General features: G+C 61.8%; 18 protein-coding genes. 7 read left to right on the top strand and 11 right to left on the bottom strand.

Features of this window, described 5'->3' with window-relative positions; translation table 11 throughout:
- Positions 1–40: 40 nt before the first annotated feature.
- The 6 genes from AC1DYC_RS03250 to AC1DYC_RS03225 form a co-directional block, all read right to left on the bottom strand.
- Positions 41–781, bottom strand: a complete 741-nt coding sequence (locus AC1DYC_RS03250) for a right-handed parallel beta-helix repeat-containing protein (protein WP_477403933.1) — start codon at positions 779–781, stop codon at positions 41–43.
- A 683-nt stretch (positions 782–1,464) separates the two neighbouring features.
- Positions 1,465–2,382 carry a right-handed parallel beta-helix repeat-containing protein gene (locus AC1DYC_RS03245; protein WP_477403931.1) on the bottom strand — a complete coding sequence of 306 codons (918 nt, stop codon included), beginning with the start codon at positions 2,380–2,382 and terminating at the stop codon, positions 1,465–1,467.
- Between the two features lie 482 nt (positions 2,383–2,864).
- Positions 2,865–3,344, bottom strand: a complete 480-nt coding sequence (locus AC1DYC_RS03240) for a DUF3828 domain-containing protein (RefSeq protein ID WP_477403929.1) — start codon at positions 3,342–3,344, stop codon at positions 2,865–2,867.
- A 135-nt stretch (positions 3,345–3,479) separates the two neighbouring features.
- Positions 3,480–5,462: an oxidoreductase gene (locus AC1DYC_RS03235; RefSeq protein ID WP_477403927.1), complete on the bottom strand. Its 1,983-nt coding sequence runs from the start codon at positions 5,460–5,462 to the stop codon at positions 3,480–3,482.
- Positions 5,463–5,621: 159 nt separating this feature from the next.
- A complete protein-coding gene (locus AC1DYC_RS03230; protein WP_477403925.1) occupies positions 5,622–7,271 on the bottom strand; it encodes an ABC transporter substrate-binding protein in 1,650 nt (549 codons plus the stop codon).
- Between the two features lie 45 nt (positions 7,272–7,316).
- Positions 7,317–8,867 (bottom strand): trimethylamine methyltransferase family protein, encoded by a 1,551-nt coding sequence (locus tag AC1DYC_RS03225; protein ID WP_477408147.1) that lies wholly within the window; start codon positions 8,865–8,867, stop codon positions 7,317–7,319.
- A 93-nt stretch (positions 8,868–8,960) separates the two neighbouring features.
- Here AC1DYC_RS03225 and AC1DYC_RS03220 point away from each other — a divergent pair, with 93 nt between their 5' ends.
- The 5 genes from AC1DYC_RS03220 to AC1DYC_RS03200 all read left to right on the top strand — a co-directional run bounded on the left by AC1DYC_RS03220 (position 8,961) and on the right by AC1DYC_RS03200 (position 13,492).
- On the top strand, positions 8,961–9,863 hold the full coding sequence (locus tag AC1DYC_RS03220) for a LysR substrate-binding domain-containing protein (RefSeq protein ID WP_477403923.1): 903 nt from the start codon (positions 8,961–8,963) through the stop codon (positions 9,861–9,863).
- A gap of 79 nt (positions 9,864–9,942) precedes the next feature.
- Positions 9,943–10,794, top strand: coding sequence for a hypothetical protein (locus AC1DYC_RS03215; protein ID WP_477403921.1), 852 nt, complete (start codon positions 9,943–9,945; stop codon positions 10,792–10,794).
- A gap of 73 nt (positions 10,795–10,867) precedes the next feature.
- Positions 10,868–12,742, top strand: coding sequence for a DNA mismatch repair endonuclease MutL (mutL, locus tag AC1DYC_RS03210; protein ID WP_477403919.1), 1,875 nt, complete (start codon positions 10,868–10,870; stop codon positions 12,740–12,742).
- Positions 12,742–13,158, top strand: a complete 417-nt coding sequence (locus AC1DYC_RS03205; RefSeq protein ID WP_477403917.1) for a hypothetical protein — start codon at positions 12,742–12,744, stop codon at positions 13,156–13,158. The genes mutL and AC1DYC_RS03205 overlap by 1 nt, the downstream gene beginning before the upstream one ends.
- 25 nt (positions 13,159–13,183) lie before the next feature.
- Complete coding sequence (locus AC1DYC_RS03200) at positions 13,184–13,492, top strand: DUF1905 domain-containing protein (protein ID WP_477403915.1); 309 nt, start codon at positions 13,184–13,186, stop codon at positions 13,490–13,492.
- 42 nt (positions 13,493–13,534) lie between these two features.
- Here the strand turns inward: AC1DYC_RS03200 and AC1DYC_RS03195 are convergent, their stop codons facing one another.
- Positions 13,535–14,290, bottom strand: a complete 756-nt coding sequence (locus AC1DYC_RS03195) for a hypothetical protein (protein WP_477403913.1) — start codon at positions 14,288–14,290, stop codon at positions 13,535–13,537.
- Between the two features lie 141 nt (positions 14,291–14,431).
- Positions 14,432–15,325 carry a DMT family transporter gene (locus tag AC1DYC_RS03190; RefSeq protein WP_477403911.1) on the bottom strand — a complete coding sequence of 298 codons (894 nt, stop codon included), beginning with the start codon at positions 15,323–15,325 and terminating at the stop codon, positions 14,432–14,434.
- A gap of 92 nt (positions 15,326–15,417) precedes the next feature.
- Between AC1DYC_RS03190 and AC1DYC_RS03185 the strand changes: the two genes are divergently transcribed.
- The gene (locus AC1DYC_RS03185) at positions 15,418–16,344 is read left to right on the top strand and encodes a LysR substrate-binding domain-containing protein (protein WP_477403909.1); all 927 of its coding nucleotides are present in this window, start codon (positions 15,418–15,420) and stop codon (positions 16,342–16,344) included.
- Between the two features lie 17 nt (positions 16,345–16,361).
- Here AC1DYC_RS03185 and AC1DYC_RS03180 read toward each other — a convergent pair whose 3' ends face one another.
- Positions 16,362–16,958 carry a hypothetical protein gene (locus AC1DYC_RS03180; protein WP_477403907.1) on the bottom strand — a complete coding sequence of 199 codons (597 nt, stop codon included), beginning with the start codon at positions 16,956–16,958 and terminating at the stop codon, positions 16,362–16,364.
- Positions 16,959–17,069: 111 nt separating this feature from the next.
- On the opposite strand from AC1DYC_RS03180, the gene AC1DYC_RS03175 reads away from it, so the two are divergent.
- On the top strand, positions 17,070–17,303 hold the full coding sequence (locus AC1DYC_RS03175) for a DUF2093 domain-containing protein (protein ID WP_477403905.1): 234 nt from the start codon (positions 17,070–17,072) through the stop codon (positions 17,301–17,303).
- Positions 17,304–17,308: 5 nt separating this feature from the next.
- On the opposite strand, the gene AC1DYC_RS03170 is transcribed toward AC1DYC_RS03175, so the two are convergent.
- Both AC1DYC_RS03170 and lpxK read right to left on the bottom strand, forming a co-directional pair.
- The gene (locus tag AC1DYC_RS03170; RefSeq protein WP_477403903.1) at positions 17,309–17,794 is read right to left on the bottom strand and encodes a hypothetical protein; all 486 of its coding nucleotides are present in this window, start codon (positions 17,792–17,794) and stop codon (positions 17,309–17,311) included.
- Positions 17,795–17,877: 83 nt separating this feature from the next.
- Positions 17,878–18,906, bottom strand: coding sequence for a tetraacyldisaccharide 4'-kinase (lpxK, locus tag AC1DYC_RS03165; protein ID WP_477403901.1), 1,029 nt, complete (start codon positions 18,904–18,906; stop codon positions 17,878–17,880).
- Between the last annotated feature and the right edge of the window lies 1 nt (position 18,907).

Raw genomic sequence — 18,907 nt, 5'->3', positions numbered from 1 at the left:
TTACCGCGCCAAGCGTTGTTATCCGGAGCTGTCTCTGCACCTATTTCTGCGCAATGGTCGGCAGATTGGGACCGTCAGCAGTGTTGCCGTTGAGCTGGTTGGTGCCATAGGACGAAATGACACCGCCGTTGACGATGACCGTGCCGGTGCCATTGCCCGAGATCGTCGAGCGGCCGACGCGGATGGTCGCATTGGCGCCGTCGACCCGCAGGCCGCCGCTTGCTCCATTGTTGGCCACCGCAACGCCGTCAACCATGATGTTGATGGCCGGCCCCCCGACCGGATCAAGAATGCTGATGCCGGCGTTGGTGTTGCCCGAAACATTGCTGTTCACAATGGTTATGTTGCTGCCACCGGTGTTGTTGGTTCCGTCTGCCTTCACCCCGGCAAGGTTGTTGTTCTCGATCGAAGAGTGCTCGATGACAACCTTGGCAATCCCGGTTCCGGTCGGCTGGACGTGAATGCCGTCATTGTTGCCGGTGATGACGGAGTTGCTGACATAAAGTTCGGACGTTCCCGACGGTGCGAACAAAATGCCGTTGCCCTTCCCCGCGCTGGTGCTGTCACGAACGACACAATCCTCGATATGCAACGCAGCGCCCGCAAGAAACTGAATTCCATGAAGAGTGGGTGCAGCCGGCGTGCTGTCGAAATGCAGGCCGCGAAGAACGATGATGTCGGTCGCCGCTGCATTGACGATCAGCCCAGTCGTCGTAGCACTCTCCAAGGTGCCTGCCTCGAAGTCCTCGCAAGCGATCGTGAGTGATTTCTTGATTTGCACCGTGCCGAAGTTACCTGGATCGATGCAGTTGATTTCGCCGCCGGCGTCAGTTTTCGAGATCGCACCGGCGAAGGTCTTGCAAGGTGCCGTTCGGCTGCACGGATTGGCGTCATTGCCAACGCCGGAAACCCATGTGCGGTCCGCTTGCGCGAAAGCAGGCGTGACGAGACAAGTCACTACTATGCTGAGTAAAACAGAATAGATTATGTATCCAAGAATTTTCATCTTCGTACCCCCATTTAGAAACAAGTAATTATTTTGCGAATAGGCAATTGGCCTTTATCTTTCTGCCCGCAAAAAGGCAACTAGACCAAGATGTTTTACATGAAATGTTTCTCGAGCGGCAACGCGATCCACGAGGCGGATTGCAATGGCCATAGCGGCAGCACGGCGGAGCGAGCCGACAATTCCGGCGCTCGGCAAGACATCGCTTTTGGTCGGTTTTGTCAGGCGGTCATTCACGCCATGCCGGGGAGACCTGGCGTGCCCCTGCCTCGCGGATCGCGGTCAACAGGCTGGCGATCGGCAACCCTGCAACGACAGCGGATAGCATCCACGCGGATAGCATCCACTCCGGGACCCGGCCGGTGATGCATTCAAGCCGGCTGGGCGTGCAGCCGCTACAAACGCGCTTGGCGCGGTTTGACCGCGCCAAGCGTTGCTATCGGGAGCTGTTTCAGCAGCTATTTCTCGGCAATGGTCGGCGGATTGGGACCGTCAGCGGTGTTGCCGTTGAGCTGGTTGGTACCGTAGGACGAGATCACACCGCCATTGAGGATGACCGTGCCGGTGCCGTTGCCAGAGATCGTCGAGCGGCCGACGCGGATGGTCGCATTGGCGCCGTCGGCACGCAGGCCGCCGACCGCGCCGTTGTTGGCAACAGCAACGCCATCAACCATCATGCTGATCACCGGCCCGCCGACTGGATTGAATATGCTGATGCCGGCGTTGGTATTGCCCGACACGTTGCTATTTACGATCGTCGTGTTGGAGCCGCCCGTGTTGCTCGTGCCGTCAGCCTTCACACCGGCCAAATTGTTGTTTTCGATGGTCGAACCATCGATGATCACCTTGGCAACACCAGCTCCGGTCGGCTGGATATGAATGCCGTCATTGTTGCCGGTGATGAACGAGGCACTGACATAAAGTTCGGCTGTGCCCGACGGTGCGAACAAGATGCCGTTGCCGTTCGGCGCGGCAGCCGTGTTGTCGCGAATAACACAATCTTCGACATGCAGAGCGGCGCCGGCAAGAAACCGGATACCATTGAGACCGGGTCCAGCCGTCGCGCTGTCGATATCGAGACCGCGAAGAACGATGATGTCCGTCGCCAGCGCGTTGATGATCACGCCGTTCGTCGACGCATTCAACACGCCCGCCTCAACGTCCTCGCAGGCGATCGTCATCGATTTGGTGATCGTCACTCCGCCGAAGCCGCCTGGATCGATGCAGTTGATTTCGCCGCCGGCTGCGGTTTTCGAGATAGCACCGGCGAAGGTCTTGCAAGGCGCGGTGCGGCTGCAGGGATTGGCGTCGTCGCCAACACCGGAAACCCATGTCCGGGTTGCCTGCGCGGACGCCGGCGTGGCAAGACAAGCCATGACAAACGCAACTAGAACTGAAGACAATAGATATGTGATCGATTTCATATGCCCACCCTCTAAATTTGAACAAGTTAATACTTACAACCAAGCAAGGAAACGTACCCCGCTACGCCTAAAAAAGCAACTACTGATGTGAGAGACTTTGGCGATGCAACCGTTTTAAAGTCGGCTTTGCTGCGCCAGCGAAATAATTGCTGCATCGCCGTAAAATATAGCGACCGTCCGAATGGACGTTACGATATTTCCTTAACAATTTTATGGCTGTCGCGCTGAGAGACCGCGTTAGGGCAATCCAGGGAACAATATCGCTACCGCGCGGGCGTTGCACGATTCGGCAGGCCGCGGCAATTCCGGCTGTCATGGGACCGGCTACGCGCTCGCCTGGACCCGGCGGCGGGCCGCTATATCCGATTGCAAAAGCCCCTGCAGGTCGCCTGCAGTAGACTGGCGACCCATAACGCCGGAACGGCGCGACGGCATCACTCCGGCGCTTTATCCGGCATGCATTCGAGCGCGCTCAGCGTCCAGTTGCTGGTCTTGGAGGTGATGTCAGCGACCTTCCATTTGCCGTCGATCTTCTTCAGCGACCACAGCATCTCACGCTTGGACTCCTCGCCTTCCGCAAACAGGCTGAACGTGGCCGTCACATCGGCCGTATCGCCGTTGACGGTCTCGGCCAGCTTCAATGTCTTGGCAATCGTCTTCTGGTCGAAATCCTGGGCGTCGAGGCCGGGATCGAAGTCGAGGCAGGCGACCTCGTCGGGCTTGTTCTTCTGCGCCTGGTCGTTGAGATCGAAGAGTTTCGTCACCGGCTCGGTGAAGCGGTCGCGGTATTTGGCGTCCCCTTCGAATTTGACCTCAGGCACATAAAAAAACTTCACGGCGTTCGAAGCCGGCCCGGCAAGTGCCGCGGCGGGCAAGGCAATCGAAAGGGCAGCGGCCAGCACTATCGGTCTCATGCAGGAATCTCCGGCTGTTCGGCGGCAAGGTGGCAATACCACACATCCTGCATATCGGCTTTTTTGCGGCTCATGAAGCCTCCAAGGCTCGTTGCCCGAAGATCGCATCGCGCGGTGCGCTCAGTCGGCTAGGGATCAAAGGCCAAGCGCCACCTTGCGTCCATCATGAATGGCAAAGGCTGCCTGCCTCGAAGCCGTGCAATCGCCAATCGAGGTGTGGGCGATGCCGATCCTGTCGAGTTCGACCGACAGGCTGTCCAGGGCCATGCTGGTGCTGGCAAAGACCAATGCGTCCGCCTCGACTTCCTGCTCGGCGCCATCGAGCAACGATGCTATTTTGGCCTTCGTGCCGTCCCAATGCACCACGGCGCTTTCGGTCACAAACCTGACCTTCAGCGCAGCCAGTGCTCGGCGCAGCGGCGCATCCACGGCCATCCGCTGAAGTTCCTTGCCAACGAGGGCGTCAGGCGTGACGATCGTCACTTCATGACCGTCCTCGGCGAGTTTCCAGGCGGTGCCGCATCCTTTCCAGTTGCCACCATCGTCGAGGACCAGCACGCGCTTGCCCGGCCTCGCCTCCCTGGACATCACGGCTTCGGCCGAGAAGACCGCGCCGCCGCCCGGAACGGTTTCCCATTGCGGCAGCGCCCTTTGGAAAGCGCCGTCCTGGGGCATGGCGCCGGTCGCGACGATGACGTGATCGGCGCCCTCGCGCTCGATGTCCTCGGCCTCGACATACTGGCCATAGCGCACATCGACCTGAAGCCGGCCAAGCTGGCGCTGATACCAGTCGATGAGGTCGAGAATCTGCGCCCGGCGCGGCTGCAGGCCGGCGAGCCGGAATTGCCCGCCGAGACGGTCCGACGCCTCGGCGAGCGTCACGCGATGGCCGCGCTCGGCCGCCACGCGCGCGGCTTCGAGACCGGCTGGCCCACCCCCAACGACAAACACATGTTTCGGCTGGGTGGCCGGGGTGAAGCGATCGCCTCCCCATTCCCATTCCCGCCCCGCCGATGGATTGATCACGCAGCTGATCCAGTAGTCGCGACCGCGCCGGCCCCAACACATCTGATTGCAGGACAGACAGCCGCGAATGTCCTCATGCCGGCCAGCCGCAGCCTTTGCAGCCAGATGCGGATCGGCGATCTGCCCGCGTACGATCGAGACAAGATCGGCGCGGCCTTCGCTCAACACGCTCTCGGCGTTTTCCGGAGTGCGGATGTGGCTTTCCGCCGTGATCAGCGCGTGCCTCACCGTCGATTTCAACACGGCGGCAAGGTCCGCCCCAAGCTTTTCCGGATAAAGGAAGGTCGGCATGATCTTGTAGAAATCGAAATACGACCCCGTTCCGCAGGTGACGTAGTCCATCAGATTGTCACGGTCGTGCAATTCGATAATCTCGGCCAACGCCTCGCGCTTGAGCGCTACCTCGACTTCCGGTTCATCATTGATCGCGAGACCGACGATGAAGTCATCACCACAAACCTTGCGGATGCGGCTCATCACCTCACGGCTCATGCGGGTGCGGTTTTGCAGGCTGCCGCCCCATTGGTCGTCGCGACGGTTCGACCAGGGCGTCCAGAACTGATCGAGCATGGAATGATAGGCGGCCCAGACCTCGACGCCGTCGAAACCTGCCTCGCGGCAGCGGCGCGCCGCCTGGACGAAGCCGTCGATCGTCTCTTCGATCTGGCGCTCGGACATACGGTGCGATCCGTCTGAATCATGATAGCTCGGCAGGCCGGACGGCGACCAACCGGAGTGGAACGAGTTGTCCGCATCGGCATGCTGGCCAACGTGGTAGAGTTGTTGGATGGCGATGGCATCGTTGCCGCGGATGGCATCCGTCACCTTGCGGAAATGGGGGATGACGCTGTCGTCCGAGGGGCGGAAATTGCCGCGCGTAAGCACCGCGGCCTGATGCACCGGCATCGGCTCGATCACGATCATGCCCGCTCCGCCGATCGCGCGTTCGGCGTAGTAGCCGACATGGCGGGCAGTCGGCAGGCCATCCTCGGCCATGTTAGCCGTATGGGCGCCAAAAACGATGCGGTTGCGCAATGTCTTGCCGCGCAATGTTGCGGGCTCGAACAGTCGCTTGAAGACCCGCCCAGACATTCGCGTACTCCCTGCAATTTTGGCGGGTGTGTCGATACTTTTCATTCCATGCCAAGCTAGACTTCGAACAGACCCGGGTGCTGTCTGTTGCACCGTTTTTCAGAAAGACCCGCCGGCACCGCAGATGGCGCCGGCGCAGCTTGCGGCCAGCGTCGTGAGCTAGCCGTCCAGCCAGACGTTCTGGAAGTCCATTTCGTAGGTCTGGTGCATTCCGTAGTTCTTTACCTTCTTGCTCATGTGGCAGTAGAGCTTCTGCCAGAACGGCTGGATGATGACGCCGGAATCCTGCAGGATCTGCTCGACGTCCTTCATCACCTCCTTGCGCTTGGCAGGATCGGCCAGCGAAAGCGCCTGCTTCAGCTTGGCGTCGAAATCCGGGTTGGCATAGGCCGTCTCATTCCAGGCCTCGCCCGAGCGATAGCCGAGCGCCAGCACCTGGACGCCGAGCGGCCGCATGTACCAGATGGTCATCGAGTATGGATATTTCGTCCAGTCGTTCCAGAAGGTCGAGCCCGGCAGCACCGTGCGCTTCACCTTGATGCCGGCATCTCGCAATTGGCCAGCGATCGCATCGCCGGTGTTCTTCTGCCATTCGTCCTCGACGGTGATCAGTTCGTGCTCGAAGTCGGCCTGCCCGGCATCCGCCATCAGCTTTTTGGCGGCGGCGGCATCGCGCGTCTTCTTGGGCAGCGGATAGTATTCGGGATGGATCGGGGCGACGTGGTGGTTCTCGCCGACGGTGCCGAGCCCGGCGTAGCCGAGTTGCATGACGGCGTTGTTGTCGACGGCCATCTGCAGCGCATTGCGCACCCGCTGGTCGTCGTAGGGCTTGTGGGTGATGTTGGTGCGGGCAACGAGCGTGGTCGCCGTTGCCACCTCCGATTTCACCAGATCCATCTTGTCGAGGGCATCGATGAAGTCGGCCGGCGTTTCGAAATCGAGGTCGATCTCGCCGGACTCGAAGGCATTCAGCGTGGCGTTGAAGTCGGTGCCGTAGTCGATGAACTCGACACCGTCGAGCGGCGTTTCGCCACCCCACCACTTGCCGCTCTCGCGACGCTTGACGACCGCCTTCGTACCCACCGCATAGGACACCAGTTCGAAAGGTCCGGTGCCGATCGGCTTCTTGATCGGGTCGGCGCCATCCTTGTCGAAGTCGCGATGCACGACCAGCGCCGGATAGTCGGTGAAGCCCGGTATGATCGCGACGTCGGGTTCGGACAGCTTCAGCTTGACCGTGAGGTCATCGACCTTGGTGATGGCGCCATCCTTGGCCTTGCCGGTCTTGGTGTCGATCAGCGCGCCGACGCGTGCCGCCATGGAATTGCCTGAAGCACCCTTCTCACACCAGCGGTTCAGATTGGCGACCACGTCATCGGCGTTGAAAGCATCGCCATTGTTCCAGGTGATGCCTTTGCGCAGATGCAGTGTGTATTCGGTGGCGTCGTCATTGACGTCCCAGCTTTCGAGCAGGACGGGCTCGAAAGTGAACTCGTGCGTGTAGCGGACGAGCGGCTCCAGCCAGCAACGGGTGACGTTTGCCATCTCGGTCCAGTCATAGGTGCGCGGATCCTTCTGCGCCTTGACCGACATTGCAACACGCAGCGTTCCGCCCTTTTTCGGTTCATCGGCCAGGGCTTTAGTCGGCGCGGCAAGGCCGATCATGCTGTAGGCGAAAGCCGTCGATGCGCCGAATGCGCTGGCTAGCGCGAGGAATTCGCGGCGGTCCATATGGCCTGCACGCGTCTCTTTCGCCATTGCCTCGATGGTATCAGGCACGCGGTCGCCATTGCTTCTGAAGAATGTCATTTTTTTCTCCCTTTTTTTGTTCCCGCTAGTTGTTCGTCCGTCGCGTCAACTGACGCTGTTTGGCAGCGCCTCCTCGCGCCGCGCGATGAAATCCGCCAGCCCCTCAGCGACACCCTCGTCGAGCTTCGGCTCCTGGTAATCCGCGAGCATGTTGCGAGCTTTCTCGCGGCCGCGCGTGTCGTGATCCTTGGCCCCTTCGGCCTTCCACTGTTCGTATGAATTGAAGTCCATGATCGAGGGTATGAAGAAGGCCGACTCGAAATGTTCGAGCGTATGCTGTGTTCCGAGGAAATGGCCCTGAGGCCCGACCTCGCGGATCGCCGCCATCGCTTCCTTGAAATCGTCGAATGGCAGCCCGCCCGCATACTTGTACCAGCCAACGAGCTGTTCGCAGTCGGTGGCGAATTTCGAATAGCCACAGCTCAAGCCGGCCTCGAGCCATCCGGCGGAATGCCAGATGTAGTTGGCACCGGAGAGGATTGCGGCATGCATCAGCATGTTCGCCTCGTAGCCCGCTTGGGCATCGTTCAGCTTCGACCCGACATGGAAGCCCGACGTGCGCCACGGCAGGCGGTATTTGCGCGCCAGTGCCCCCATCAGATACATCATCTGGGCGGCCTCCGGCGTGCCGCCCATCGGAGCGCCGGTCTTCATGTCCACCGTAACCATGAACTGTCCGTAGAGCTGCGGCGAACCCGGACGCAGCAACTGGGTAAACGCGACGCCCGCCAGCGCTTCGGCATTGACCTGCGCGACCGCGCCGACGGCTGAGGCTGAAGTCGAGGCGCCGCACAGTGCGAAGGGCGCCAGGATCAGCGGCTGGTTGCTGCGCGCATAGACCTTCATGGCGTCCAGCATTGTGGCGTCCCACACCAGCGGCGAATTGCAATTGGTGATCGACACCAGCACCGGATTGTCGCGGACATAGTCCTCGCCGAAGACGATGCCTGCCATCGCCATCGTGTCCTCGGCTCGTTCCTTGGACGTCACGATGCCCATGAACGGCTTGTCGGAGTGCTTCAGCGCCGAATGGATGATGTGGAGGTGGCGCTTGGGCACCGCGATTTCCATCGGCTCGCAGATGACCGAGCTCGACGAGTGCAGCGCCGGCGCCATGTAGGCGAGCTTGTGGAAATTCTGCAGGTCGGCGAGCGTGCCATAGCGCCTGTTGTTGTCGAGGTCGCGCACGTAAGGCGCGCCGTACATCGGTACGAAGATGGAGTTGTCGCCGCCAACGCGCACCGTACGCTGCGGATTTCTCGCATTGAGTGTAAACTCCGACGGGACCTTCGCTATGAGCTCCATCAGGAGCGCACGATCTATCCGGACACGAGTTTCCGACACATCGGCTCCCGCAGCCTTCCACAGTGCAATGGCCTCGTCGTCGCGGAACTCGCATCCCACCTCTTCGAGGATCGACATCGACTCCTGGTGGATCAGTTCCACCGCCTCATCCGGGACCATGTGATACACGGGGATCTTGCGGACCAGGGTCGGAAACGACGCCATGGGAATTCCCCGCAGCACCTTGCGCCCCAGGCGGCCACCCGCTCGACGGCTGGCAGGTTCGGTCACTTCGACGGCCGGTGCGTTCATGGTGCCTCCCTTCGTGTCTTCTCCAGCCAAGTTAGCGAGACGAAATATGGATGTGACGCTGGAAAATCCTGATCTCTTGTATAAGCTGAGCTTATGCGAAGCCTGCGCCATCTCCTGCCCTCGGCCGGTAGCCTGATCGTCTTCGAGGCGGCGGGCCGGCTGTCGAGCTTCACCGCCGCCGGACGCGAGCTCGGCATGACGCAGGCGGCCGTCTCCTATGCGGTGCGCGGGCTGGAGGAACAGCTTGGCGCCCAGCTGTTCCAGCGCCGCCACCGCCAGGTGATTTTGACCGAGGCCGGCGAGCGCTTCCACGCCGATGTCTCGCTCGGACTGTCGCACATCCGCAAGTCAGCCGAGGATCTTCGCCTGCAAGCGACCGGCGGCCATGTGACGCTTGCGGCGTCAACCGCATTCGGCTCGTTCTGGATGATGCCGCGCCTGCAGCAGTTCCGCGACGAACTGCCGGGTATCGATCTCAGAATCCAGACCGCCGACCGCGACCTCGACATCATCGCCGAAGGCATTCCGCTCGCCGTGCGCGGCGGCGAACCGCGCGACTGGGCCGACTATCATTCGCTGCCGCTCGCCGATGAGGAGATTTTCCCCGTCGTTGGCGCCAGCTATCTCGCAAAGTTCGGCATGCCGAAAAGCGTCGAGGACCTGGCCACACACCGGCTGATCCATCTTGAGGAGCCCTACCGTGAGGCGGCGAGCTGGGACGAATGGTTCCAGTCGGCGGGCGGCAGCCTCGGCGACACCGCACGCGGACTGCGCATCAACGATTACGGCCTGGTGATCCAGGGCGTCATGGAAGGCCAAGGCATCGCGCTCGGCTGGCGGCATCTCGCCGAACGGCTGCTGGCAACGGGGCTGCTGGTGCCGGTGACAGACCATGTGCTGAAGACCGGCAAGGCGTTCTACGTCGTGTGGCCGAAGAACCGCGAGCTGAGCGAGAATGCGCGGAAAGTGAGGGATTGGCTAGCGGCGCAGGCTTGAAGTCGGTTGCAATCAGAGATATCTTCTACCATAAGTAGCAGTTGCGATTTCGTGGCTAACTACTTTATTTGGGGGGACAATGATTGCCAAACTTGGCGGCCATCTGGGCGTTGCCGTATTCGGCTTGATCTCTTTCGTACTGGTTGCCCTGGCTGTGATCGCCGTCAACCGTCTAACCGGCTTCAACGTTTTTTCGTTCAGCTTTTGGGTTTTCGTTCCGGCAGGGGCGTTGCTCACGGGTGTGGCCGCAGCGTCGGGATACTATTTTGCCAGCCTATTTTTACACACTCGGCCCACCTGGTTTCTTCTTGTCCAAATTCTCATAGTGACCGCAGCGGCACAATTAGTCATCTACTATGGGGAATACCGCTCGCTGGTCCTCGATGATGGCACAATGGCTTCTGACGCCATCGGCTTTTGGGACTACCTCGATATCTATCTGCGATCGATGCATCTTAGCGCTGGGCATGGCGGCCATATCGACACAGGCGAGGTTGGCGATTTTGGCTACTGGTTGGCGGTGATAGATTTCATCGGTTTCGTCCTTGGTGGGTTGTTCGTCTTTTTCATGCTGCAGACTTATCCGAGCTGCTGGAAATGCAGTCGATACCTGCGGAAAATAAGCAAAACAGGTCAGATGTTTTCAGACCACGATCTGTTCGCCAAACATTACGACAGCCTTTTTCAGCACCCTGTCGGCAGTAAGCCTTTTGCGGATTTGATGAGAGCTAATCCGAAAATCCGCAAACCCGCTTTGGATACGGTTTTGGTCGGGTCGGACCTTCTCGGTTGTACGCATTGCAAAACACAACTTCTCACCCAGAAGGTTCAGATTCTAAGCAAGACAGGCTGGAAGGATATCCCAAAGCTGACACGGCAAGTTCGACTGCCGGATGGCGTGGATCTGCGCCAAGTGATTAAACCTGGCTGATTCGGATGATAGCAGATGGTCTGATGCAAAATGGCCTATCCGCATCGACGTCGAATCCGCCTATAGTACCCGCATGCCCATTCGCCAGCTTTCCGAAACGATGATCAATCAGATCGCCGCCGGCGAAGTCATCGAGCGTCCGGCGAGCGTGGTGAAGGAGTTGGTCGAGAACGCACTCGATGCCGGGGCTTCCCGTGTCGAGGTTGTCACCGCCGGTGGCGGACTGAACCTGATCCGCGTCACCGATGACGGCTCCGGCATCCCCGAACCGGAACTTTCGCTGGCGATTGCGCGCCACTGCACGTCCAAGCTTGCCGACAACATCCACGACATCCGCTCGCTCGGCTTCCGTGGCGAGGCGCTGCCGTCGATCGGTTCGGTGTCGCGACTGTCGATCCGCTCGCGCACGGCTGCCGGCGACAGCGCGGCCGAGATCGGCATCGAGGGCGGCCGCGTTTCCGCCGTCAAACCGGCGGCAGCCAATCGCGGCACCACGGTCGAGGTGCGCGACCTGTTCTTCGCGACGCCGGCGCGGCTCAAATTCATGAAGGGCGAGCGGGCGGAAAGCTCGGCGACCAGCGATGTCGTCAAGCGCATCGCCATCGCCTTCCCCGCGGTGCGCTTCACGCTCGCCGGCTCCGACCGTTCGACGCTGGAATTGCCAGCCACCGACGACAGCGCGGAAGGCAGCCTGCGCCGCGTTGCGCAAGTGATGGGGGCCGAATTCCCCGACAATTCCATTGCCATCGATGCCAGCCGTGACGGCGTGCATCTGACCGGCCATGTCTCGATCCCGTCCTTCACGCGCGCCAACGCGCTGCAGCAATATGCCTATGTCAACGGCCGGCCGGTGCGCGACAAGCTGATTGCCGGCGCCATCCGCGGCGCCTTCGCCGATGTGCTGCCGCGCGACCGCCATGCTGTCACGGTGCTGTTCCTGACGCTCGACCCGGCGACCGTCGACGTCAACGTCCACCCGGCCAAGGCCGATGTGCGCTTCCGCGACCCCGGCCTGGTGCGCGGCCTGATCGTCGGCGCCATTCGCGAGGCGCTGGCCAATGCCGGCATCCGCGCCGCCACCAGCGGTGCCGCCGGCATGATGGCGGCGTTCCGGCCGGGTGCTTCTCCTTATGCCCATGCCGGCCCTGCCAATGGCCACCGCAGCTATGACGCGGCCTACCGGCCGTCTGGCTCCGGCGGCTTCGACCCATCGCGCTCGTCACAACGACCGCTGGATATGGGTTACAGCGAAGCAAGGGCGCAGCGAAACGGCTTTGCCGACAACGACCAGGCGGCATTCGATGCCGGGCCGCTCGCCAGCGCCGACGCGCGTGCCGGTACAGCCGAACCGGCCGAGACGCTGCTTGGCACGGCACTGGGCGCTGCCCGCGCGCAAGTGCACGAGAATTATATCGTAGCGCAAACCAGGGATTCACTTGTTATCGTTGACCAACACGCGGCGCATGAGCGGCTGGTCTACGAAGCGCTGAAGAATGCGCTGCATTCGCGCACCGTGCCCTCGCAGATGCTGCTCTTGCCGGAGATCGTCGACCTGCCGGAAGAGGATGCCGAGCGGCTGGCCATGCATTCCGAGACGCTGGCCCGCTTCGGTCTCGGCATCGAGCGCTTCGGCCCCGGTGCGGTGGCGGTGCGCGAGACGCCGTCCATGCTGGGCGAAACCAATGTCCAGCAACTGGTGCGTGACCTCGCCGACGAGATCGCCGACAACGACACGGTCGAGACGCTGAAGGAGCGGCTGGACAAGATCGCCGCGACCATGGCATGCCACGGCTCGGTGCGTTCCGGCCGCCTGCTCAAGCCCGAGGAGATGAACGCATTGCTGCGCCAGATGGAAGCGACGCCCGGATCCGGCACCTGCAACCATGGCCGCCCGACCTATATCGAGCTGAAGCTCGCCGATATCGAGCGGCTGTTCGGGCGGCGGTGATGAACGCCGGGGACTCCCTGCAGCAGTTTGGCCTCGTACCGAAAGACGAGGATCTGCCTCGCATCCGTGATCTCTTGGCGCATGAAGCCGATTGCGAGCGCAAAGGCGATGGACGGCAAGATGACCTGGCATTGCTCTGCTGTGTTCAGCTCTTCAGCAGAGCAATGGATGAAGACGTGCTGCGAATTTGGGACGCCAAGTCATCCGGGTTCGATCTGTTCAGTTCTCTGGACGTCCAATTTCTTTGCGGCAATGGCCTGCAAAACAGCAAGGATTTCCTGAAGAAGCAGCCTAGCGAGGCTGCAGCAAAGGCGCTTGCCAATCTGAAAGAGTGCGAAGCTGCCGGCGACTTCGAGGAATTCTCCCCGATAGCTCACCTGGAGCATTATCGTGCTTACTTCGGAGTTCCCGGGTGAGCGGTTTCCCAGTGGCGATAAGCCTTTGAGCGACGAGACGACGGTCCGGTTCCAATTCGAAGCCGAAGTGATCCACTGGCGGGGCCCTTCGCCATACTTCTTCGCGCCAATCCCCGAGCAGCATGGCGAAGAGATCAAAAGGATCGCGAAGTTCGCGACCTATGGCTGGGGGGTGATACCTGTCGAGGCGACGATTGGCGGCTTCATCTTCGGCACATCGCTGTTTCCCAAGGACGGGAGCTACCTTCTGCCCCTGAAGGATGCCGTCCGGCGCAAATGCAATCTGACGGCTGGCGATCCGATTTCTGCGTCTATTGCGATACGCTTTCGCTGACGAGAACGACGCCCGTGGGCGACTGCGTGGGCAGGCGTCGTTTCACTTCCTCAGGCGATACTTCTTGGCTTTGCGGTCAAAGACATACTCCTCCTCATAGCCGGCGCGGCCATCGTAGAAATTTACGGATATGATGTCCTTGCCTCGCTCGACACTCTTCTGCACGTTCCAATAGATGGGTGTCATCAGCATACCCGCATTGCAGAGGTCGCCGCCGAATTTGATGGTCTGTACGGCCTTCTTCCGCTTCTTGTTGATGATCTGCATCCTCGTCATGCAGATTCCGTTGTCCGTTTTGGTGTAAATCCCGGCAAACCGGTCGGTGGCCGTCTGCGCCCAGAAGGGGATCTCGACGGTACCTTCGACCTTGCCCTCCCCAGTGTCGTCCAGGCCGGCGACCTTCCTGAGACTGACCGCAAATTTGTCCGCGCCCTTGCTCCAGCTTCCCGTCAAGACACCGTCGCCAAGCTCCAGGGAAAACGGGCATCCGGAGGTGTCGAGGCCCGTTTTCTTGCCCATGACGATGACGCGCTCGAACTCCTCGTCATCGGCAATCGCGCAAAGCGCAAGGCTGGTGCCGTTGGCTTTGCCATAGAGCGCGATCGGACTTTGCTTCGCGTCATAGAAGTAGCTGCCCTGGACAGTGATGCCGCTGCCGAACGTATAGGTTTGCAAGGAGAGATGGACGGGATCGGGACCGATGGAGCCTTCGTAGTTTTCCACGTGATACCAACCCGCAGTGGCCTGGCTGCTGAGCAGCAACAAGCAGAAAACCGCTGATACGAACTGCCTGACCATCCCACCCCCCGGTGATTTTCAACGCACCATAGCCACCCGGTGGGGTCATGTCTGCACCGCGGCGGCAGCCAAATGGGGCGATCGGAGAGAATTCCGGTACGGCTCTCAGTTTGATTCGGGAAAGGCGTCCAACCCGCTGATCTAGCGTTTCAAATTGACCACGATGACACCGCCGAGCGCCAGCGCACCGCCGAGGATACCAAGCAGCGTCGGCACTTCGCCCAGCCAGAAGAAGCCGATCAGGGCCGACATCGGCGAGACCAGATAGAGGAAGTTTGAAGCGCGCGCCGCAGGCAGACGCGACAGAGCGGTTGCCCAGGCGGCATAGGCGATCAGGCTGGGCACGATGCCGAGAAAGATGACGGCGCCGATCCCGGCTGTGTTGGCGACCGCTGCCTGCGCAAAGCCGCTCGGCAGAAAGGGTGCCAGGCAAAGTGCGCCAAGGATCATGTTCGAGGCCGAGATGGTCAGCGGATGGTGGCGGGCAAAGAGCGGCTTCTGGACGATGGTGTTGACCGCCGAGCATAGCGCGGAGCCAAGAACCAACAGCGCGCCGGTGTCGAAATGCAGGCCATTCCCGTCGGCCACGGCGATGATGCCGATGCCGGCAAAGGAAATGCCCGTGCCAAACCAGGCCCAGCCTGAGAAGCGTTCGCCGAGCAATGCCATTGCCATGATGGCGGTGAAGATCGGGCTGACATTGATGATGAAACCGGCGGCACCCGCCGACACTGTCAGTTCGCCATAGTTGAGCATGACAGTGTAGAGCGCGACGAAGATGGCGCCGCCAAAGGCGAGGCGCCACAATTCGTCGAGCCTCGGCAGCGCCGGGCGCTTGACGGCAAGAAAGATCGCCGCCGGCACCGCGGCGATGGCAAAGCGCAGCGCACCGAGTTCCAGCGGCCCGAAGGCGGCGAGGCCGGCGCGGATCGCGGGAAAGGCCGAGGCCCAGCCGACCACCGTCAGCGCCACCGCGATGGCTGCCGTGGTGTCCATCCGCTGTGTCGGATTCGACGTGCTGGTCGTTACGCTCATCTTGCTGTTCCTCGGGCTCCTGGGTGTTGAAAGGCAGAAAGCGCCTTTTCGGTGCCGTTGACAAACGATCAAATCGAGGATCACCTGTGACTATGGATCACAGCTCAGACACAATGGTACCGCTCGAGACACTGCGCGCCTTCGATGCGGCGGCACGCACCGGGAGCTTTTCGGCTGCGGCCGAGAAGCTCAACATCACCCATGGCGCAGTCAGCCGGCAGATCGCCAAGCTGGAGGACTGGCTGGGCCTGAAAGTGTTCGACCGCGGCGCGCGCGGCGTCTCGCTGACCATCGAGGGCAACCGCCTGCATCTGCGCACGGCGGAAGCCTTTGCGCTGATTTCCACCCATTCCGACCGCTGGGTCGAACCGCGCGGCACCGCCGTGGTGCGGCTGACCTCGATCCCCTCGGTCAGCGGGCTGTGGCTGATGCCGCGCATGGCTGCGCTGGAGAACAATCCCAGCAAGCTGCGCATCGTGCTCGACGTCGACATCCGCCAGGCCGACCTTGCCGACGAAGGCATCGATCTGTCGATCCGCTGCGGCCGCGGCGGCATTCCGGGCCGGATCTCGGTGAAACTGTTCGAGGAGTATGTGTTTCCCGTCGCCGCACCTGGCCTTGCCCGCGAGATCGGCCGCGGCGACCCTGCCCGGCTGCTCAAATTTCCGCTGATCAACGATTCCGACGCTTCGGGCTGGCGCGCCTGGTTTGCCGCGCAAGGTATGGACTACCGCCCGCGCCCGCAGGACCGCCGCTTCGAGGACTACAATCTGGTGCTGGACGCCGCCGCCTATGGGTTGGGCATTGCGCTGGCGCGGCCGCCATTAACCGGGCAACAGCTGGAGGCGGGCCGCATCGTCGCCGTCGATGAGCGCACCGCGCTCAACCCGGTATCCTACTGGCTCGACCGGCCGCTGGGCCGGCCACGCACCGCTGCCGCCGAACTTTCGCGCCGCATCGCGGTCGAGGCGGGGCTGGCGATGGACAAGATGGAAAAGTTCCTCGAAGCCGAAAGCTAAAATCTACGGTTCTGTGCTCAGCGAAGCACCAGCAGGGTGAGTCCGAAAATCGCTACGGCCAAAAACCCGGCCGCCATCGCCATCAGGCCGACACGCATCTGCTGCCTGTCTTCGGGCTGAACCGCGTCATGCGGCCGAGACGTCGCCTGCCCTCGTTTTGTTGCCGTGTCGATGCCGGAGGCGCGGCGTTGCGGCGAAGCGTCAGGGACGAGAAAGGCAAGCCATGGCAGGCCTGCGGGTTTTGTGGCGCTGCCATCGTCGACCCTTGCCGGCGGCACGGGCAGACCGCGCTGTGCGTCGTCGTTCGCCGGTGCAGGTGCGGCGGCCTTTGTCGGGGCACCATCTGGAACCTCGGCGCCCGGCTCGGCAATTGCCAGATAGGCCTGCAGGATTTCAGCGGATCCTGTCTGCTGCGCCTTGGCAGATGTGCCGGACAACAGTGCCTGCAGCGCCGGCGCCGCTGCCGGCGGCAAAGGCGTGCCGGACGGCGCCGGCGGCTGCGCCAGCGCCTTGATCAGTGCTGCTTTCGCCGGATCGGCCTTCGCCGACGGGGCCGTCGCCAATATCATGGCTTCGCGCAGCAGCGCGGTCAGGCGGGCGGATGAGATGTCCATGCCGGTCCCATAGGATGGTTTCAGCCGACAATAGGGCCTCAGCATTGCGTCAAGCTTGACCTTGGCGGCAATTTATGGCGATGAAATCAGCATGAAGTCAGGCACCACCCCATGATGAACCGCTTCGAAGGCCCTGGCGGCAAGGAAGCCCGGATCCGCTATCTCGACGGCGACTTCCAGGTCACCAGCCCCGGCGCATTCGTGCGCTGCGCGGTGACCGGCGAGAGCATTCCGCTGGACGAGCTGAAATACTGGAGCGTCGCCAGGCAGGAGCCCTATATCAGCGCCGCCGCCTCGCTGCGCCGCGAGATCGAAACGCATCCGGAGATGCGCAGCCGGCGCTAGACCGGCTATGGAGTTGAGGATTCAGGCACGACCTTGAACTCGAATTCGTGGATCAGTCGATCCTCGACGAGCACCTTGATGGAATACGGCCCGGTCGGGTCACCGTCGGCCACGCACCAGCCATGCGAGATCCATCCATCCAGCGGCTTGTAGAACATGGTGGTCTCGGAGACTTTCCGGTCGCCCGATAGCTTGCTCAAGCTGTATTCGTTTCCGTCGATGCCGCCCCACTGTTTCGGCTCCGCGGGAAGCGTGAACACCTCCGTAACCGATACCAGCTTGTCGCCCTGCCCCAGTCTGACACGCCATTCATAGCAGGCGCGATCAGGAATAAGCGGAACCACGTTGGAGGCCTCGACGTGGGCAACACCGTCGGCATCGGTGACCGAGACCAGAAAGTCGCTGTCGCTCGGAGTGGACGTTTGCGCCAACGATGGATTTGCCATCGCCACAACGGCACAAGAGACAAGCAGCGCCCGCAAGCCGATCATTCCACCCTCCGCATGAAAACCCGACCGAGGTTGTAATCGAGAAAAGCGGCGAGAATAGTCCTGCACTGGAAGCGGCTGCTCAATCAGCCCCGCAGCTTGCGCTGGCGCCAGGCGTCCAGCGTCTCGTCGATGATGCGTTCGGGAACATTGTCGAGGTCGAACGTGGCGTCGATCTCCAGCACGTCGAGTTGGCCAAGGAATTCGGCTGAGGCTGCGTCATGGCGCAGTCGGGCCGCGTCCTTGGCGGTGGTGACGAGGCCCAGTCCCTCGCGGCGCGCGGTTGCCGCCAGTTCAGTGAGCTCATCAGGGGCATAGAAGTGATGGTCCGGGAACGACCGGCTCAGCGCCACCTCAGCACCTGTGTCGCGCAGCGTGTCGAAGAATTTTTCGGGATGACCTATGCCGGCAAAGGCGAGGAAACGCCGACCGGCGAACCGATCCTTGCCGGCGGGCTCGGCATGCGCCTCGAAGATCGGCCGGCCGGCGCGCGCGGCCTGGCGCACGACCTGGTCGGCGGCGGTGCCCTCGCCCATCTTCAACAGCCCGTCGGTGAAGACCAGCTGGTCGACAACGTTGGCTCTGAGCGGTCCGCCCGGAATGACACGGCCATTGCCGATGCCGTAGCGGGCGTCGACGACGACCAGCGCATAATCGATATGGATGCGCGCGCTCTGAAAACCGTCATCCATGATCAGGAAATCGCAGCCATGGGCTTCCATGAGCAGCTTGGCGCCGGCGGCGCGGTTGGGGCTGACCGCAACCGGCGCGTGTTCGGCCAACAGCAGCGGCTCGTCGCCGACATGCTTGGCGGCGTCGTGACCGGCATCAACGACATGCGGCTGCGCGAACGAGCCGCCATGGCCGCGCGACAGAAAGCCGGGATTGAGCTGCATGCGCCTGGCCTGTTTTGCCAAAGCGATGGCAACCGGTGTCTTGCCGCTGCCGCCGACGGTGAAATTGCCGACGCAAAGCACTGGCGCGTCGATCTTTTCGCGGACCGCCCGGCGCATGCGGCGGCCGGCGACCATGCCATAGACTGCTGACAGCGGCGACAGCGCGAAGACCCGCCAGTCCGGCGCTTCCCACCAGAAAGGTGGTGCTTCGGACGCCACC

The sequence above is a fragment of the Mesorhizobium sp. P2_E7 genome, assembly GCF_056403855.1.
This window is presented reverse-complemented; position numbering and strand designations above follow the sequence as displayed.

Coding starts and splice junctions, on each gene's coding strand:
- AC1DYC_RS03245 (WP_477403931.1), bottom strand. CDS start 2,382: ATGGCTTGTCTTGCCACGCCGGCGTCCGCGCAGGCAACCCGGACATGG.
- AC1DYC_RS03240 (WP_477403929.1), bottom strand. CDS start 3,344: ATGAGACCGATAGTGCTGGCCGCTGCCCTTTCGATTGCCTTGCCCGCC.
- AC1DYC_RS03235 (WP_477403927.1), bottom strand. CDS start 5,462: ATGTCTGGGCGGGTCTTCAAGCGACTGTTCGAGCCCGCAACATTGCGC.
- AC1DYC_RS03230 (WP_477403925.1), bottom strand. CDS start 7,271: ATGACATTCTTCAGAAGCAATGGCGACCGCGTGCCTGATACCATCGAG.
- AC1DYC_RS03225 (WP_477408147.1), bottom strand. CDS start 8,867: ATGAACGCACCGGCCGTCGAAGTGACCGAACCTGCCAGCCGTCGAGCG.
- AC1DYC_RS03220 (WP_477403923.1), top strand. CDS start 8,961: ATGCGAAGCCTGCGCCATCTCCTGCCCTCGGCCGGTAGCCTGATCGTC.
- AC1DYC_RS03215 (WP_477403921.1), top strand. CDS start 9,943: ATGATTGCCAAACTTGGCGGCCATCTGGGCGTTGCCGTATTCGGCTTG.
- mutL (WP_477403919.1), top strand. CDS start 10,868: ATGCCCATTCGCCAGCTTTCCGAAACGATGATCAATCAGATCGCCGCC.
- AC1DYC_RS03205 (WP_477403917.1), top strand. CDS start 12,742: ATGAACGCCGGGGACTCCCTGCAGCAGTTTGGCCTCGTACCGAAAGAC.
- AC1DYC_RS03195 (WP_477403913.1), bottom strand. CDS start 14,290: ATGGTCAGGCAGTTCGTATCAGCGGTTTTCTGCTTGTTGCTGCTCAGC.
- AC1DYC_RS03190 (WP_477403911.1), bottom strand. CDS start 15,325: ATGAGCGTAACGACCAGCACGTCGAATCCGACACAGCGGATGGACACC.
- AC1DYC_RS03185 (WP_477403909.1), top strand. CDS start 15,418: ATGGATCACAGCTCAGACACAATGGTACCGCTCGAGACACTGCGCGCC.
- AC1DYC_RS03180 (WP_477403907.1), bottom strand. CDS start 16,958: ATGGACATCTCATCCGCCCGCCTGACCGCGCTGCTGCGCGAAGCCATG.
- AC1DYC_RS03175 (WP_477403905.1), top strand. CDS start 17,070: ATGATGAACCGCTTCGAAGGCCCTGGCGGCAAGGAAGCCCGGATCCGC.
- AC1DYC_RS03170 (WP_477403903.1), bottom strand. CDS start 17,794: ATGATCGGCTTGCGGGCGCTGCTTGTCTCTTGTGCCGTTGTGGCGATG.